Genomic DNA, 15,054 nt, shown 5'->3' on the forward strand with positions numbered 1-15,054 from the left:
TCCGTTGAGGACGTCTCCTTAAGAACTCAACGGAATTGCTGCAGGAAAAGCTAAAAGTGACGTTATCCCACAATTTTCTCGTTCGTATCGGTAACGGTGGGGAGGAGCGGGCCTTCCCCGATTCTCTGCATTCCATCCATGAACCAGATCCGGTTTTCGCCCGTAGAACTGTTTCTCCAGAGAATGTCGGGTTTGATATCGGCATTAAAGTCATCAACACCCACAATCTGCCAATTCTGATCGGGTTCGGGAATCGTTAGGGCATACGTCAGGTAGGTCATCCCATTCATATACCAGACCCCGATGGATCCCGTTTGGGTGTTTCTCCACAGGATGTCGGGCCGGCCATCGCCGCTGAAGTCGCCCGTACCCATAATTTGCCAGCTCTGATCGAGAAGGACTGAAGTAAATCCATTCCCCAGGTAGTCCACCCCATTCATATACCAGGCACCTACGGATCCCGTTAAGGTGTTTCGCCAGAGAATGTCAACGCGACCATCACTGTTGAAATCCCCCGTGCCCACAATTTGCCAGTTCTGATTGGGAACGGTGGGGAGGATGGGCGCCTCTCCAATCTTTATATTTCTATCCATGTACCATACCCTGTTCTGGCCGTTTGACGTGTTTCTCCATAGGATGTCGGCGTTGCTGTCACTGTTCCAGTCGCCTCTGCCCACAACCTTCCAATTCAGATCGGGTTCGGTTTCTGATGCCAGGCTTTCAGCGACACTCACAACCCCCTGCTCGGAATAATCGAGGAACCAGAAAGCGGTTGCCCCACTCAACGCGTTTCTCCAGAGAATATCAACCTTGGCGTTGGGATTCAGGACAATGGGACGCATCATATCATGTTCTTCATGGCTCAGAATATGGCAGTGCCACACATACTCATGGCCGAAGTTGTGCATCACATTTTCCACGGGCGGAACCACGGGTTGCGCCGTCACCGGATCCAGCTGGCTGAAACCGACTTGTGACCCCATGGGTTCGGCCGGGTTCAACGGGCGAATGCTTTCCGGAACCGTAAAGGGATAATACATTCGCGCCGGCCTGAGGGCCACAATCGTGTCTTCCAGGGGGTGTATCCTGACCGTGTCTTTCCAGCCGATTTCGTTTGGATCGGGCAGATAGATGAACCCATCCCACCCTACCCGGTTGAGCACCTGCACCTCAAAGAAATGAAAGTGAACCGGGTGGGTATCCACCCCATTGTGGGTGATCTTCCAGATCTGTACCTGATCCTGCGCCACGATTTCCGTGGGCGGGTCCACAAAGTTCTGCAGCACAAAGGTCTGGATCCCCGCAGTGGTGGAGGCCAGTTCCAGGCCCAGATTGGCGCTCATGCGTCCAAACTCATCAAAGGTCTCCCCCATCTCATCCTGAATGGCCTTGGGCTTCATCGGGTAGTCGGTCACGATGGACCCATCCGGCCGCATGAAATTGAGGGAGGTGGACCAGATATACGATAGCCCCCAGTTGGGAGCAGTGGCGGGAAAAGTCATGCCATACGCGTCATTATAGGCGCTTTGCCCAACAATGATCGGCTCCTGCCCCCGTTCAAAAACCCCCGGTGATCCGGGTGTCGATGTGAACGCGGCCTCCAGAGCGGTCAGAGCAGCGGAATCATAGGCATCTGGAGTCGCGGTGCCAGGGCCTCCCGCACTTACCACAATCTGCATGATCGTCCGGGTGTTGGGGCCAAGGCCGGGTTGCGTCGTATCGGCGCCGCCCATTTCTCTGTTATCCGGCGCGCCCGTGTAGTAGTCATAATGGGGATCGAGCGCCGGCCATGGCGCCGGTGCGTCATTATAGAGGATCAATGTCTTTCCGCCAAACTCGCTGAAGTCGATGATGACATCCGCTCGTTCCGCCGGACCCAGCATCAAGGTTCCGCCGCCCTCATTCTGCTGAAGCACCAGGCCGGCGGTAAAGGTTGTGGGATCCGTGTTCCAGTTGATGGGCTGGTTGGGCAGTAGAACCGGACCCGGCAGGAATCCGCCTTCAGACCCGATCTGAATCATGGCCGGGCCTCTGGTGGCGGGAGCCGGCACGCCGCCTTCCCGGTCATCCTGCGGCCAGTTCTCAGGAAATCCCACGGTCGTTACCGCAGGAACCATCGCAACTTCCGTCAGATCAGTCGTGGGGCCGGTAAAGACCGGCGCGCCGGCTCCCGGAAGGGTGGGGTTGTTTTTATTGGCCGCCCGATACAACTGCAGATTAAAAAAACGGTCATGGGCCGCATTCAATATGCGGAAACGGTACTTCTTGGGCTGCACGGTAAGCGTGGGATAAGCGGCGCCATTGATCACCGGTGTATCCATGAACGCCTCTGCTCCCCAGGAAGGATTGGGCGTCCCCGGCCTCAGCGGTGGCTGGCAGAAAAAATTGTTTGCGGCTTCCGGCACACAGTCCGGATCATAATATTCATTGGCCACCGGCGGATAGGGAACATCGGTGGGCGGCCAGAACCAGGGGCCATAGTGCCACCGGCCATACGCTGCGACGCCGCTCAGATCCGGATTGAATGGATTCTGAGCAGGCATGTACACGTGGGGCCACCAGAGATCGCCGGTTACGGGAACCGCACTTGTGGAATCCCAGGGCAGAACCGTACCCGGCTGGCTTCCCCATATCCAGGTGGGGTCCGTGTCGAGGATGGTGCTGGCGTCTACGTATGTCTTGTCCATGAGGACCAGCGGAATCTCCTCCCCGGCCACACTGCCCGGAATCAGCCCGGCTGTGATCAGCTCGTTTTCAGTATCATCCCTGATCAGGTAACCCGCAGCCCCCCCCACATAGACGCCCGTACGCGTGATTCCCCAGGCGTGTTCGTGGTAAAACATCAGCCTTGAGCTCTGTTCGTTGGTCCAGTAGTAGGTCTGGGACCCGTATCCGGGATTGTTGGTGGCGCCAGCCACGTCACAGGTGGACTGTCCCGCGCAGGAGGCGATGGTGTTTCCCGCGGCGTCAAACCACATATCGGGCACATAGTCCACGCTGACCCCTTTTGGGTAAACCGTATTTTCATTCTTCGGGGCAATCCACTGGTGGGGCGTTCCGTCACTGATCCACGGCGTTCGACCCCCATGAAGATGGAGGACCGCCCGGTTCTGCGTGAACACCCCGCGGGTCACCGGAATCGGCAGTTTGGTCTCCGGATCGTAATCGATCTCGAATTCCCCGGATCCCATGACGGTGGTATCCGTGGGAATAAACGCGTCGCCGGCCACGCCGACGGGAAGCGAATTGGTAAACTTGATGCGCACCGCTGTGTTCTTATCGGCAATGATCAACGGCCCCAGAAAATGAAACGGCTCTGCGAGACCGTTGGGTCCATTGGTCTGCCGGTATCCCCGCAGCAAGGTGCCCCCTGCCCCTCCGGCCACCGGCGGAAGGTCGCTGTGCATCTGCTCCCGGTACTGTCCCATCTCTATTTCATAATAATCGGATCCCGGATAGGTGGTTGTGTCGGGAACGGCCACGGGTATATACTGACCCAGGTTGTTCTGACCCGCAGGATTCAGCAGCGGCAACCCATCCACAAATTTCCGGAGCGGCGGCGAGTTGGCCCAGTTAAAGGTATTGAAGTAATCCGGTATACCGTATTGGCGGGGGCCGGTCGCAGGATCGAGGGTAGGTACTGCCCCTGCCGGATTGATGCCTGAAAATGAAACCGTCAATGCCATGAGCACAGTCATCGCAATCACTAATCGCCTTATTTTCATAATTTTTCCCCAACTAATAAGGTTAAGAGCGTTTTACAGCCACAATACAATTAAATATCCGTCGGTGATTTTACTTTCGTCGGCATCGGAGGTTTTTTCTGTCTTTCCTTTGCAGCCTCTCCCAACAGGAGATTTCTACTGGCTTGGCCCCGCTTCTTGATTTCGCGAAACATCATGACCCTGGATTTCCAGTCGATCCCCGCCTCGGGCGGTATAATCTGCTCTCCGTCTATGGATGTGTTCGGCTGAATTGCCTGGTCCTGAGTCGCCGCAGCATTGTCCTGATCGGCGCCGGCCATGGCAATCCACATAAAGCTAAGTAAAACAAAGACAACTGCACAAGGCATCTTTTTCATGGTTCCCCCCTCTTCCCTGGATTGATTCTCTCAATGACACCGCGATTCTTTACCCGGACATTCACTTGATGGCAAGGAGTTCCGTTTCAAAAATGATCGTGTCCCCCGGTTCGATGTGGTGGCCGGCTCCCCCCGCTCCATAGGCGAGTTCAGACGGAATAAAAATCTCCCATTTGGAACCGACCGGCATGAGCTTGAGCGCCTCCTTCCAGCCGGGAATGACGCTGTTGACCTTGAGGCTTACTGGACGCCCCCTGCGGTAGGAGCTGTCGAATTCCGTACCGTCGATAAGCATTCCCCGATAGTGGCACTCTATGGTATCGGTGTCGGTGGGCCTTTTTCCTTCACCCGACCTGATGATCCGGTATTGCAGGCCGCTTGGCAAGGCTATGACCCCTTCCTTTTTCATGTTTTCCGCCAGAAACGCCGCTCCCTTTTTCCTGTTCTCTTCCAGTGAAGCGGTTCGGATCCTTGCCTGCGACCGTCGCACTTCGTCCTGATAGGCCATTACGGCCCTTCGAATCTCGGCATCGGACATAAGAAGCCCCTTGCCTGAGTAGGCGTCCTGCATCCCCCTTATCACCATCTCCAGGTCAATATCGACTTCCTGCTTTTTGAAGTTGCCGATTAACTGGACGCCGATGGCGTAATTCACCTGATCCCTTTGTGTCTTGAGAAGAGATGGTTCGTCGGCCTTCTCCGGTGCGGTCTGCCCACCCTGTGCGGCCTGTGGGGCGATATCCGGCTGAGATTGGGCCCGGGCATCCCTATCCCTTGCCCAAGGCGCAAACACCATGGCAACAACCGCCAGGCATATTATGTAATACAATCTTCGATTTTTCAATTCAAGTTCCTCATGGGTCATCCATTTTCTCTTATGCGGGCGCAACCGGAATCATTCCAGTCCGCTTTCAGAACCCTACCTTTCCACCATTCGAGCCGAAGTCGACAGGGCCCTCAGTCCAATTGTACTCGAAAATCACTCGATCACCCGGATCTCAACCCAATCATAAAAAAGCGGTTCATCCACAATATCATCGGGATTCGTATCCACCCCGAAGTAAAAGATATAGGTCCCGGCCTGAAGAAGACCGGAATAGATCTGCACAGGGGATACCGTCACCAACGGAGATTGCATCACGGGACGGACTCCCGGTATCCATTCGGTGTAGGGATAGGAATAGAACTCTCCAAACGCGCTCGCGATAAGCCACCAATCCGCCTGTTTTCCATCCTCATCTCCCGGCGAAAGGCTAACCGTTATAATAACGGCGGTTCCGGCTGAAACCGTAAGAGGCCCGTCCTGTCCGTTGGCCTTTATGTCCGGCAGACACGGGGATGGAGGCGCCGTCATTCCCCCTCTCACCGCGCGCACAAGCCTGAGGCTCCCTTTGTTGGCGCTGTATCCGCCGCCGGTCAGGAAAAATATACCCCACGCATTGGCAGCATTGGACGCATAGGTCGTGGACGACCAGTAGAGCAAAGAGACCGCATTGGGGAAGAAGGTCGTATCCATCGATGGATTATAGCGCCCGTAATTTGCCAAAGACCGCAGTTCGTTGATGCTGGGTAAGCGCCAGTCCTCATGACCGCCAAGGGAGAGGCCTTCACAATAGGCCAACGCCTGTTCCCAGGTGAACGCCTCCTCCAGCGTATCCTGCTGCCATGTTAGCCCTGTTGAGGTGTCCGTCACCGTACCGTCACCATTATCGACATACGGTTCTGACACCGAGTCTGTTACGCCACGGACAGCACGTACAGAACCATAAACGTTCTTTCCTTTTGTGTCATCAAAGCCGTAATCGAAGCTCACCCCCCAGGCCCTGTAGATATTCTCGACGGGAGTATTCGACGACCAGTAAAACGATGAAATCGCATGGGGAAAATAGTTGACATCGATCGTCGGCCCGGGCTGAGACACACCGTTATCAACGAGATAGGTCAATTCTTGAACCGTCGGAAGCCGCCAATCTCCATATCCCCCAAAATTGGCATCATTCAACGCATTGATAAAATCTTCCGTATCCGTGCCATTGCCCGGAAAACCGGAATTTCCACCATTGGACATCGGGTTGTTGTCGTACCAGGTATAGGTGTTGTCTTTATCATGGATGGTCCCGTCATCGGTCTTGGTTTCCCAGATCAGGCCGGTGACATTGTCTTTGACCATGGCCCATGAAGCCGCGGAATCCGGCAGCGCATTTCCGCTGTGGTCCAATTTTGTATAGGAGGGTGGGTTCATGGAATAATTTGCATCCTGCCCGTAAAACAGCTGGCCCGGAGAGGGACAGGGGATCTCGCCGCTATCATCATAGCACTTGGTTTGGCCCGTATCCGGAATTGGGCCGGAAACCGCATGGCCTGCCAAAAGGAGCATCGCAAGGCATAGAAAAATCTTTGTAAGATCTTTTCTTTTCATAACGGTATCCATTTTCCAATCTAAACGACGATGAATCGAGGTTAATTCCCAACGGCATTGGGAACTTATTCCTGCGTTGGTTCCGACATTGGCCCTAAGGCGCTTAGTGAGTTATTTCCGGGTTTTCTGTCACAAAAAACAAGAAACGTTTTACCTCTTTGCGTCTTGGCGTCTTTGCGCGAGACATGTTTTGGCTGCGGTTATCCGCGTTAGACATATTACTGGTTCATGTTCACGATGGCCCCCGGGCTTATGTCTACGCCCGGTTTAATATTTATTCTGGGTGCCTTGAAGTTGATTTGGGCGCCGTTTTCGATGATGACATTGGGGCCCATGGTAATGGATGTTGTGGCTACGCATTCGCACTGGGTGCCCGTACGAAATCTTACGTTTGTGAGGACCACCGGGTCTCCGTCACACTCCGGGCAGGGAGGAAAGACAACCGCGCTGACTTTTGTAACAAAGGCATCGGAGTTACCGAGAAAGGGGTCGCCCGCGCCTCCGGCGAAGGTCGGCTGATACGCATTTGCCGTAGGAAAATTGTCCGAATAGGTATATCCCGTAACATAGGTGTTGTCTGAAGCGTCTACGGCGATTCCGTTTCCATAATCGCTACTGTTTCCCCCCAGGTAAGTGGAATAGTAAAACGCGTTTCCCGCTGAGGTGAGCTTGGTGACAAAGGCATCGGAGCTGCCGCCAAGTGCCGCCTGGATCGGTGCGAACGTGGGAAAATTGAGAGAAGCGGTATATCCCGTGACATAGGCGCGCCCTGAGGCGTCTACGGCGATTCCATTTCCGGACTCGGCACCGGCGCCTCCCAGATAAGTGGAGTAGGATAATGCGTTCCCTGTTGCGGAAAGCTTGGTTATAAAGGCGTCGGAACCGCCGCCGAGGGAGAGTTGCAGCGGGGTTACCGTGGGAAAATTGGTGGAGTAGGTCTCTCCCGCGACATAGACGTTGCCCGGAGCGTCCACGGCGATCCCATATCCCGAATCGGAACTGCTGCCCCCCAGGTAGGTGGCGTAGAAAAGGGCGCTTCCCGTATAGGAAAGTTTGGCGATAAAGGCATCAGCGCTGCCGCCCAGGGTCCCCTGAACCGGGGTTAACGTGGGGAAATCCATGGAGGCGGTATATCCCGTGACATAGGAGTTGCCCGTATTGTCTATGGCTATCGCATATGCGGCGTCGGAACTGCTGCCCCCCAGATAGGTGGAAAAAAACAGGGTGTTTCCGTCTGAGGACAGCCTGGCAATAAAGGCATCTCCGCTGCCGAAAAAGGGATCATCAGAGCTGCCGCCAAAGGTTGGCTGATACGCAGATGCCGTGGGAAAGTCAACGGAAGCGGTATCTCCCGTTACAAAGGCGCTTCCTAAGGCGGTCACGGCGACTCCATATCCGTAATCTTTGCCCCCCCCCCCCAGATAGGTGGCGTAGGAAAGGTTTCCCGACGGGGAAAGTTTGGCCACAAAGGCATCAAAGTCACCGCCGAGGGTTCCCTGGTACGGGTTTCTCGTGGGGAAATTGGTGGAAAGGGTGTATCCCGTGACATAGGCGTTGTTTGAGGCGTCTATGGCGATTCCGCATCCAACATCCCAACTGCTGCCCCCCAGATAGGTGGAATAGGAAAGGGCGCTTCCCGATGAGGAAAGCTTGGTGATGAAGGCGTCTGAGGTACCGGCGAAGGTCCCCTGATACGGGGTGCTCGTTGGAAAATTGCTGGAATAGGTATATCCTGCGACGTAGGCGTTGCCTGAGGCGTCTGCGGCGATTCCCATCCCGATATCATCGCCACTGCTTCCCCCCAGATAGGTGGAGTAGGAAAGAACGGGATCGATAATGAGGGGATAGGAGGGGTCATAGGCGGCGACCTGAAATCCGTACGAAAATTTTCCGGTTTGGGACTGACCGGCAGGGCTCAGGATTTCAAACCTTCCATCCACCGCCGTTTCGCCCTCTATCTCCTGATAGATATAGGGCTTCGTCTCTTTGAGTTGGCCGAATGCGGTCGCTATGAGAAGTTCTCCTTCCCCGTTTTTGGCGAGTCCTTCTATTCCATTGTAGGTTAATAAAATATCTTCGGGTTCCCCCCCCGGGTTTACAACAAATTCATACTCGATGTCCTTGCCGTTTCCAAATACCTTCAGGTCGATCCCCTTGTATACCCCTTTGTAGACCACTCCCCGATAGGTAGGAATGCCCGTCTTCCATTGACTCCTGTCATTGCCGGCCAAGAAATTGATGCCACCCTCTTGACGGTCCAAACCCTCCATCAAGACCCCTTCCCGGGCATTTTCAAACCCAAGGCTGAACACCAGCCGTTCTGGTTTTTCCTCCGAGGTGTATGGACCCTTTTTCGGCCCCCGTGTCCTCTTCCAGGCCGCCTTTTCCCAGCGAAGAAGGTCGAATACGATCCCTTCATCTGTAAAATACAGGGTCTGACCGGATGTCTTGACATAAAACCTGACTCTGGAATCAAGCTGCCCCTTGTTTTCAATAAAGTGTAGCGGCAGGTTTCCATAGGCCTCCAGGATACTCTCCCTGTCAGCCTTTCCAGACGCAGCAGCCCCTGAAAACCATAGGAATGAAACAGAGAAAAGAAACAAAACAATGGCCGGCAGGAGATTTAATCCAAGTTTTGTCTTCATGTTGTCTCCTTCTTGCAAAATAGGAATCGTCTATTTGTAACCAACCCGATCGCTCCCAAAAATATTAACGTCTTTCACCCAATCCTGATGGGCCAATAAAAAGTCCAAAACGCCACATTCGAACCGAGTGATTTTACCCTGTTGTCCTTACTGAAAAGGCTGGATTGCAAACCTTTACCAGACCATCAAGGATTAGAGATCTCAGGGAAATAAACAATCACCCCGGCTTTCGCTGGGGTAACGGACTCGGGGCCTTTTTATGGTAAAGGCGGATTTTGCCATAACCCGGAATGTGGAAACGCTATTGGCGGTAAGACGGCTCCAGAACCGCAATGGGTGCGCTCCATAGCCCGGCCCGAAATTTCCTTTTTTTGTTTTCTTGCTCTTTTTTGTGTGAAGTGTGAAGAAGGATTCACGATTTGACAGCATTTTAATTTCCGTAAAAAAAAACGGCAATGGGGTCTATCCCTTATTCTCAAAAATTTCTTAAAAAAATTTGTACTCCATATTACATGACCTTTCGCAACAAGATAACGTCCTGAAAAAATGTGAAAAAAGTGACGTTTAGGAAAAGGATGGCTGGAGAATACCCGTCTGAATACCCTCATTTTTGGAGAGGCCATGGCCCAAACAACCCGGTCTTCCATTTGACAAGCGGTCGATTAAAGTAGAATATTATGGCCGACTTGATCTGGAACGCCATGGAAGTCATCACAGATCATTGTAAACCAAAGAAACCGGCTGACCAGATCCAGGTCCAATACATTGGTGCCAGGGTGGGCCTGAAACCTTTTACGCACCAACATCTTCGGTGTCTTAACGGCCCCACAGGAGGTACTTTTCCCCAGGAGCGTCTCAAAAAAAACATAGGAGTTTGATACCTCGATTCAGGCGGAAAGCAGGCTGATTGATACTATGAAAAAATTCCTCTTTATGTTTCTGCTCCTCATTCTTCTCATCGCATCGTTTCGGGGAGGTACCTGGTACAGCCAACGCTGGACTGCCGAAACCGACGATCTTGGAGAAGAACGCCGGATCCTTCACTATGTGGACCCCATGAATCCGGCGAATGTGTCTGAAAAACCAGGACTTGCGCCGTGTGGTATGCCGATGGAGCCCGTTTACGACGATCGGGAATCGGGATCGTTCGCCCTGGACCCAAAGGGGGCAATGTCCCTCGGCACCGTGAAAATAACCCCTCAAAAACAACAGATCATCGGTGTGCAGATTGGCACAGCGGAGAGGACCTCGGAAACCCACCGGATCCGCACATTAGGACGCATCGCAGCGGATGAAAACCGGGTATTCCCGCTCATTTCCGCGGTGGATGGGTGGATGTCCTACATCCCGGGGAGCACCACCGGCAGCCTGGTGGAAAAAGGCCAGCTCATGGCCCTCATCAAAATCTACGACTATGATTTCTTCTCATGGCAACAGCGATATCTGGCTGAGCTTTCCAACATAGGGCGAAGGTATCTCCCGGCAACCAATTTTACCGGAGCCCGTCAACCTCTCCCCTATCCACCCCGACCTTCCCGCAAGGTCGCACCGACACCCGGCGACATGTCCTCCATGGACATGCCTTCTGCAGCCATGCAGACAGGAAAAGAATCGCCAACAGCCCCGCCCCGACCCAAACCCAAATCAACTCTGGGAATGCCGTTTTCAGCCATGAAACCCAAATTTGCCCTGCAGGCGACTCCCCCAGGCGGCCTGCCCCAGTCCCAAATTCCCTTGCCCGGTAAAACTCCACCCGCCCATACACCGGCCTCCTCCATGCCGGGAATGGCGGATCACTCCATGCCCTTTGGCAATGAAAGACGGCAAGGCGATTTAGATCCAACCTATATGCGCGAAGACGACATCCTGTATGCCAACAAGGCCAAATTGGAGCTGCTGGATCTGGGGGTTGACGAAACCCAGCTCCTTGAGCTTGCACTGGAGGGAAAATATATCCCGAATATTCAGGTGAGGTCTCCGGTCACAGGGCTGGTGATCGACCGCGGTGTTTCACCCCTTGAAAAGGTGTTTCGCGGTACCGAGTGTTTTCGGGTGGCCGATCTCAGCAGGGTATGGATTCTGGCGGACGTCTTCAATACCGATGCCAAATATATTCAACCGGGTATGCGTGCCCGGGTATCTCTTCCCCGACAAAACAAGCCCGTTGACGCCGTCGTGAGCGACATCTTTCCTGAGTTCGACGCCACAACGCGCACGCTGAAGGTTCGTCTGGAGATGGATAATCCCCAAAATGCATTTCGTCCGGACATGTTTGTGAATGTGGACTTTCTCATCCCCCTTCCCGAGGCCATCACGGTTCCGGCGGATGCAGTACTCGATTCCGGGCGGAGAAAAATCGTCTTCATCGCCCTTGGAGAGGGGTATTTCGAGCCCCGGGAGGTGGTGACCGGCTGGCAGTTCGGCGATCGGGTTGAAATCGTCAAGGGAATTGCTCCGGGAGAACAGATTGTTGTTTCAGGCAATTTTCTCATTGATTCGGAAAGCCGGATGAAACTGGCCACCATCGGACTCATGGCAACACCGGAGACGGAAAAGGGATCTTCAGACAGGGAAAAATCAGGCATCCCCTCTGATGCGGAGCCGGGGAATGATTAACCGCATCATTGATTTTTCCGTTCAGAACCGGTTTATCGTCTTTACCCTCGTTGGCGTCGCGTGTATCGCTGGCTGGTGGTCCATGAACCATGTTGCACTGGACGCCATCCCGGATCTCAGCGACACCCAGGTGATTGTATATTCCCGATGGGACCAAAGTCCGGACATCATCGAAGACCAGGTGACCTATCCCATCGTGACCGCCATGCTGGGTGCCCCGCAGGTAAGAGCCGTTCGCGGCTTCTCCGATTTTGGGTATTCCTTCGTCTACGTAATTTTTGAAGATGGTACCGACATCTACTGGGCCCGCTCCAGGACCCTTGAATATCTTTCCGGGGTTCTGCCCCAGCTCCCTGAAGGGGTGAAAACAGAACTGGGCCCGGATGCCACGGGTCTGGGCTGGATCTTTCAGTACGCCCTGGTGGATGAGTCGGGACAGCACAGCCTGGCCGATCTTCGATCATATCAGGATTGGGTGTTGCGATACTATCTGAAATCGGTTCCCGGTGTTGCCGAGGTGGCGCCCATCGGGGGCTTCAGAAGGCAGTATCAGGTGAATGTGGATCCGAACCGGCTCCAGTTTTACAATCTTTCCATCCGTCAGGTGGTGGAAGCGGTTCGGGGGGGAAACAGCGAGGTGGGGGGGCGACTGATCGAGTTCGGCGGGACCGAGTACATGGTCCGGGGACGCGGTTATGCCAAATCCGTCGCCGATTTTGAAAATATTCTGTTAGCCGCCAGTGACGACGGCATCCCCATTCGCGTCAAGGATGTCGGACAGGTGGTTTCCGGACCGGATCTGCGCAGGGGCATCACCGATCTTGACGGCGACGGAGAGGTTGTCTCCGGGATCGTGGTCATGCGGCAGGGCCAAAACGCCCTTGACGTGATTGACCGCGTGAAGGCTAAAATCCGTGATATCGCGCCGGGACTCCCTTCCGGGGTCAAGATCGTTCCCATCTACGACCGATCGGAGTTGATTCACCGGGCCATCGACAACCTCAAGTCCACCCTGGTGGAAGTCATGGTAACCGTTTCCCTTGTGATTCTCCTCTTCCTCTGGCACATTCCCAGTTCCATCATTCCGATGATCACCATCCCCATCGCCGTCCTGCTGGCGTTTATTCCATTCCGCTTGATGGGGCTCACCGCCAATATCATGTCGTTAGGAGGCATTGCCATCGCCATCGGAACCATGGTGGATGCGGCCATTGTGGTGGTGGAGCAGACCCACAAGAAACTGGAGGAATGGGAGGAGAGCGGCCGGAAAAAAGAGTATCGGACGGTTATCATCGATGCCGTAAAGCAGGTTGCCGGCCCCAGTTTTTTTGCCATGCTGGTGATCGCCGTCTCTTTTCTCCCCATACTCACCCTCGAGGGCGAGGAAGGCCGTCTGTTCAAACCCCTTGCCTACACCAAGACCCTTTCCATGTTTGTTGCCGCGCTGTTGGCCATTACCCTGGATCCGGCGTTGCGGCTGTTTTTCACCAGGCTGCACCCCTATCGTTTTCGTCCCCGCTGGCTGTGCCGGGTGACGAATGCCGTGTTCGTCGGGACCATCCACTCCGAAGAGAAACACCCCATCAGCCGCGTCCTGATTCGACTCTATCAACCCATTGCCGAGTGGACCCTTCGATGGAAATGGATCGTGCTGACAGCGGCGTTGTTGCTGGTGATCGGCACGGTTCCCCTCTTTCTGCGACTGGGGTCTGAATTCATGCCCCCCCTTGACGAGGGCGCCATTCTCTACATGCCGTCCACCATGCCGGGCATCTCCATTGCCCAAGCACAGCAACTACTGCAGAATACGGACCGGATTCTCAAGCAGTTTCCGGAAGTGGATCGGGTATTGGGCAAGGCCGGCCGTGCCGAGACATCCACGGACCCGGCGCCGTTATCCATGATGGAAACCGTGATCATTCTCCATCCCAAAGAAAAATGGCGACCCGTGGATACCTGGTATTCGTCGTGGGCGCCGGAATGGGCCAAGGTCGTATTGCGCCGCTTCACCCCGGATCACATCTCCTCGGAAAAACTGATCAGCCTCATGAACGACGCGCTCCGGATTCCGGGGCTGGTCAATGGGTGGACCATGCCGATCAAGGGAAGGATCGATATGCTCACCACCGGCATACGAACGCCGGTAGGGCTTAAAATATCAGGCGCCGACCTTGCGGTGATCGAGGAGATCGGATCCAAGATCGAGGCCCTCCTGCCCGCTGTCGAAGGGACCCGCAGCGCATTTGCCGAACGCACGGGGAGCGGGTATTTTCTGGACTTTGAATGGGACCGAGAGCAACTGGCCTTTTTCGGCTTCAGCATGGACGACGCCCAGGCCGCAGTGTTGAACGCAATCGGCGGAAAGACCGTAACCACGACCGTGGAAGGGAGGGAACGCTATTCGGTCAATGTGCGCTACATGCGCGATTTCCGGACAGATCTGCAATCTCTTGAACGTGTTCTGGTGGCAGGCCCGAAGGGGGAGAGACAAATTCCCATTGGCCTCCTTGCCGATATCAAGGTGACCAGCGGACCCGCCATGATTCGCAATGAAGACGGCCTGTTGACCGGCTATGTTTACGTGGATCTGGCCGGCCGCGATACAAGCAGCTACATCCAGGAAGCCGGAAGCCTCATCAGGGAAAAGATAAAGCTCCCGGCAGGGTATGCGGTTATCTGGAGCGGCCAGTACATCGCCATGGAGCGGTTCAGGGAGCGACTTGGAATGATTCTCCCCCTGACCCTGTTTCTGATTTTTCTGCTCCTGTATCTGAACACCCGATCAGCGATCAAGACCTGCATTGTCTTGCTGGCGGTCCCGTTTTCGGCCGTCGGCGCGGTGTGGCTGCTGTATGGGTTGGGGTATAATATGAGCATCGGGGTATGGGTCGGGCTCATCGCCCTCCTTGGCGTGGATGCGGAAACCGGCGTTTTCATGCTTCTTTACCTGGACATCGCCTACGAAAAGGCCAAAAAGGAAGGCCGTCTTCGCAGCCTGAATGAACTGCGAAGCGCCATTCTCGATGGGGCTGTCCAACGTCTCAGACCGAAATTCATGACCACGGCCACCATGTTCCTTGGGCTGGTGCCGATCATGTGGTCCATGGGCACAGGGGCCGATGTGATGCGACGCATTGCAGCGCCCATGATCGGCGGGATCTTCACCTCATTTCTATTGGAACTTCTGGTGTATCCATCGATTTATGAGATCTGGAAATGGAACTCCGATGTCAAGAAAACCGTACAGGATCAAACGTGAATGGTTCACGACGAGGCGTCTTTTAATCAAACCT

General features: G+C 54.6%; 7 protein-coding genes. 2 read left to right on the forward strand and 5 right to left on the reverse strand.

All coding sequences use genetic code 11. The features are described 5' to 3' along the window. Positions 1–62 precede the first annotated feature (62 nt). From K9N21_01275 to K9N21_01295, 5 genes are all read right to left on the reverse strand, one after another. A complete protein-coding gene (locus tag K9N21_01275; GenBank protein MCF8142529.1) occupies positions 63–3,725 on the reverse strand; it encodes an FG-GAP-like repeat-containing protein in 3,663 nt (1,220 codons plus the stop codon). Positions 3,726–3,775: 50 nt separating this feature from the next. Further along, on the reverse strand, positions 3,776–4,081 hold the full coding sequence (locus tag K9N21_01280; GenBank protein ID MCF8142530.1) for a hypothetical protein: 306 nt from the start codon (positions 4,079–4,081) through the stop codon (positions 3,776–3,778). A gap of 61 nt (positions 4,082–4,142) precedes the next feature. Next, a complete protein-coding gene (locus K9N21_01285) occupies positions 4,143–4,877 on the reverse strand; it encodes an FKBP-type peptidyl-prolyl cis-trans isomerase (GenBank protein MCF8142531.1) in 735 nt (244 codons plus the stop codon). A gap of 183 nt (positions 4,878–5,060) precedes the next feature. After that, on the reverse strand, positions 5,061–6,500 hold the full coding sequence (locus tag K9N21_01290) for a DUF1566 domain-containing protein (GenBank protein MCF8142532.1): 1,440 nt from the start codon (positions 6,498–6,500) through the stop codon (positions 5,061–5,063). Positions 6,501–6,718: 218 nt separating this feature from the next. Further along, a complete protein-coding gene (locus K9N21_01295; GenBank protein ID MCF8142533.1) occupies positions 6,719–9,145 on the reverse strand; it encodes an SBBP repeat-containing protein in 2,427 nt (808 codons plus the stop codon). Between the two features lie 915 nt (positions 9,146–10,060). Between K9N21_01295 and K9N21_01300 the strand changes: the two genes are divergently transcribed. Further along, entirely contained in the window at positions 10,061–11,761 is a 1,701-nt protein-coding gene (locus K9N21_01300) for an efflux RND transporter periplasmic adaptor subunit (protein MCF8142534.1), read from the forward strand. After that, positions 11,754–15,020 carry a CusA/CzcA family heavy metal efflux RND transporter gene (locus K9N21_01305; GenBank protein ID MCF8142535.1) on the forward strand — a complete coding sequence of 1,089 codons (3,267 nt, stop codon included), beginning with the start codon at positions 11,754–11,756 and terminating at the stop codon, positions 15,018–15,020. Before K9N21_01300 ends, K9N21_01305 begins: the two co-directional genes overlap by 8 nt. The last annotated feature ends 34 nt before the right edge of the window (positions 15,021–15,054 follow it).

It is taken from the genome of Deltaproteobacteria bacterium, from assembly GCA_021737785.1.
In the GTDB taxonomy this organism is placed as follows: Bacteria; Desulfobacterota; DSM-4660; order Desulfatiglandales; family Desulfatiglandaceae; genus AUK324.

Excerpts from the sequence above, each read along its gene's own strand:
- K9N21_01275 (MCF8142529.1), bottom strand. The coding sequence starts at position 3,725 with ATGAAAATAAGGCGATTAGTGATTGCGATGACTGTGCTCATGGCATTG.
- K9N21_01280 (MCF8142530.1), bottom strand. The coding sequence starts at position 4,081 with ATGAAAAAGATGCCTTGTGCAGTTGTCTTTGTTTTACTTAGCTTTATG.
- K9N21_01285 (MCF8142531.1), bottom strand. The coding sequence starts at position 4,877 with ATGGTGTTTGCGCCTTGGGCAAGGGATAGGGATGCCCGGGCCCAATCT.
- K9N21_01290 (MCF8142532.1), bottom strand. The coding sequence starts at position 6,500 with ATGAAAAGAAAAGATCTTACAAAGATTTTTCTATGCCTTGCGATGCTC.
- K9N21_01295 (MCF8142533.1), bottom strand. The coding sequence starts at position 9,145 with ATGAAGACAAAACTTGGATTAAATCTCCTGCCGGCCATTGTTTTGTTT.
- K9N21_01300 (MCF8142534.1), top strand. The coding sequence starts at position 10,061 with ATGAAAAAATTCCTCTTTATGTTTCTGCTCCTCATTCTTCTCATCGCA.
- K9N21_01305 (MCF8142535.1), top strand. The coding sequence starts at position 11,754 with ATGATTAACCGCATCATTGATTTTTCCGTTCAGAACCGGTTTATCGTC.